The sequence below is a fragment of the Saccharopolyspora sp. genome, assembly GCF_017434145.1.
Taxonomy (GTDB): domain Bacteria; phylum Actinomycetota; class Actinomycetes; order Mycobacteriales; family Pseudonocardiaceae; genus Saccharopolyspora_C; species Saccharopolyspora_C galaxeae.
The window spans coordinates 1-2945 of record NZ_JAFRFW010000890.1 but is presented as its reverse complement, the minus strand read 5'-3'; the positions used below and the strand labels follow the sequence as shown (position 1 = coordinate 2945).

Sequence of the window (2945 nt, the reverse complement as noted above, 5' to 3'; positions counted from 1 at the left end):
CTTACAAGCAGGGGGTCGCTGGTTCGAGCCCAGCTGCGCCCACCCCTTTCACAACGTGCATGGTGACATAAATGTGCAGGTCACAGGGTTGCTGACCAGATATTTTTGATCTTGTTGGTCTGTCCATTGTGGTCTGTAGGTTGCCGTGGGGCGCCTATTGGGAGGATTTTGGGAGGATCCGTTCCCGTGGCGGCCGCAGCGGTGCGTTGGCGGTTGGAACGATGAACATCACGGTCGGCAGCTGGTCCGGCGGCTACTTTCGTAGTGCCGTTAGGGGAACGGCATTTTGGAGTGCGCGGAAGTGCTGGCGGAGTCAGCCGGGCTCGTGGATGTGTGCAATTTGTGACCGGTTCCTTTCCTCGTTCGGTGAGGAAGAGGTGCCCGCGGCCACCTCGACCAGCCAGCGCGTCGTCCGGCCGCTGATCCAGTTGTCCTAGGCGTTGGCGATCGGTGATCGCGGTTGTGGCCACCTTGACGGCCCAGAGCGGTCGTTCCGACGTCGAGCACGCCCTCACCCATGAGGTTGCCGTTCTCGTGGCCACCTTGACGGCCCAGAGCGGTCGTTCCGACCGCTGTTGTCGTGGCCCCTGTTTGACCAGCGAAAATGAAGGTCGTTGCGAGCGCCTCTGTGCTAGCGATCAATGTCTCGCGGGAAGTTGACCACAGGTTGCCGTTTTCGCAGCGCATCCGCGTTCGAGAGCCTGTGGGGAGAGGTATCGGAACCGAGGTGCTCGCGTCGGACGCTTATGAGGTGTCAGCACGGCCATCCATATCCAGAGTGGTGCTGGATCGTGGTGGCGTCATCGAAGACTGTGCCACTGGTGCTGAGTACGGCGTCTGCCGCGGCAGACGTGGGCAAGATCCTAGCTGACCGTGTCAGCAAGTGGAAAGCCGCCGTTGGGGCCAAGCTAGGTCGTAGTTCGGCCAGGGCAGTACGACGCTAGCCCGACGGCAACACGGTCACTGAGCCGACCCACCCAACTCTCGCGCTGGGAACGAGACCCAGTGGTCGCCACGTTCAGCGCGCGAGCTTGACCAAGTCGTTCTGGAGGTATTGGTTGATGGAGAGTAGCCATTCACGCATGTTGGGCCAGCGGTCGACTTCTTCTCCTGCGAGCCACAGGATGGGGTGGCCGTGATGTGTCTGTGGGCCGGTGGTCCAGAGTGCGAATACGTCGGTGACGTCTTCGCCGACGGCGACCGGGAGTAGTGCTTCGCGGGCGGGAAAATCTGCGGGCGTCGGTGCTTCGGCGAAGAAGAGGTCGAGCAGTTCTTGCGCCTTCTGCCATAGCGGTCCTGCTCCGAGTTCATCGGTGCTGAGCAGGTCGGTGTAGGTGAAAAATAGGGGCCATCCGTTGCCGTGCCGGAGCAGGGCGCGGTGGTGTTCATCGAGCTGTGTGCCCACCCGTTGTTCGGCCTCGGTGAGCTGTTCCTCGCTGGCCGCGACTCGTGGCATGGTCATCGGGCTCAGCTGCGGGTCGACCTCGGCCAGGCGGCTGCGCAGCGTCGCTGAGTAGCCGATCAGCTCGGCCCAGTCGGCAGGCAACTCGTTTTCTGGCGGATTCATCGACATTGCTCCATTGTCGCAGACGCTTCAATGCTAATCACGTGGTTCCCCTAATTGGAATTCACTCGGCCGGTGTCCTTCCGGGTATTGTCGGGCCTGCGAGCCTAACGAGGCGTTGACCCGGCTCGTCTGATCATGCCACTCGTACCCGTCCGGGCGACCGGTCCAGGTCGTGTCCGGCACATGCCCCACCTGGCCCTGGTACGGCTCACCAGCGTTTTTCGCACGCAGGCGTTCTGCCATCGCCGCCCGGTTGGCCTCGCGTCGCAATTCGCCCTGCGTGGAGACCCGGCCGGTCTCGGCCAGGTGCCCATTTTGGCGAGCTTGCTCGCTGGCTTCCACATAGCGCCGCAGCTGCTCATGCTCTTCCGCGGTCCAGTTCGTTCGTCCACGAAACACCACAGGGCCGTCAGTTTCGTCGAGGTTTTTGGCGGTGGTTTCGGCCGCTTCCTCACCGCCTTCAGTGGCGGCTTTGACTCCCTTGCCGGCGAACTTGCTGGCGGTGGCGGCCCAGCCGGCGAAGGGGATCATGCCGGCGGCGGAGAGGCCAGCACTGGTGCAGTCACCTTCACCCGCGTACCAGGCGGCGTTGGCGCCGTCGGCGACTTCGCCGATCAGTGGGAACATTCCGGCTGCATCGAGGATGAGATGCCCCGCGTCGGCCAGGCGGGTGCTGGTGTCTTCGGTGTGGCCCCAGGGCAGGCCGTGGTCGCTGCTGGCGGCGGCGGTGAGTTGGTCGGCGCTGTAGCCGTATTCGCCGCGGGTGTGTTGTCCGTCGGTGTTGTCGGCGGTGTAGTGGGTGCCGCCGTACAACCCGGTGATGGCATTCGCGCAGCGGCGTTGCGCGGCCATCCAATCGGCGATGGCTTGGTTGACCGCGGACATCAACTGGGCGTCGCGGTCGGTGAGGTCGCCATCGTCGGTCCAGTCCTTGTCCGGCACGATGCCGGTCTTGGCCGAGGCGGCCATCTCCGAGGTCGACGGTTTCTGGTTTTCGTAGGAGTGAATGTCGGCGACGAGCTGTTCGGCTTGGGCCTTGAGGTCGCGGAGGCGTTGTTGAATGGGGCGGACTTCGTCGGCGTAGCGCTGCAACGCGCCCGCCACCTGCTCCACATCGCGACCGACGTTGCCCGCGGTCTCGGTGACCGGACGAGTCGCCTGCAACAGCTGCTCGGATTCCGGGGCCAGGTAGGCGGGCGCGAGCGCTTGCCAGCCCGCGTGCACGTCGGCGCCGGTGTCGGCGAAACCCGTGCCAGCAGTCCGTAATCCGGCCGCGTGGGCGGCGAGGGTGTCCATGTTGCCGGGGATCTGCGGAATCCCACCGGGATTGATCACCGCCGACCCCCGCCTGGCATGTGCTCCCGCGGATCCGGAGCGT

1 protein-coding gene and 1 pseudogene are annotated in these 2945 nt (G+C 64.4%); both read right to left on the bottom strand.

Annotated elements, in window-relative coordinates:
* Positions 1-1018 precede the first annotated feature (1018 nt).
* A complete protein-coding gene (locus IJH84_RS24085) occupies positions 1019-1567 on the bottom strand; it encodes an SMI1/KNR4 family protein (protein ID WP_295149383.1) in 549 nt (182 codons plus the stop codon).
* Positions 1568-1600: 33 nt separating this feature from the next.
* A pseudogene (locus IJH84_RS24080) lies at positions 1601-2945 on the bottom strand (hypothetical protein); the annotation flags it as partial.

Coding starts and splice junctions, on each gene's coding strand:
- IJH84_RS24085 (WP_295149383.1), bottom strand. CDS start 1,567: ATGAATCCGCCAGAAAACGAGTTGCCTGCCGACTGGGCCGAGCTGATC.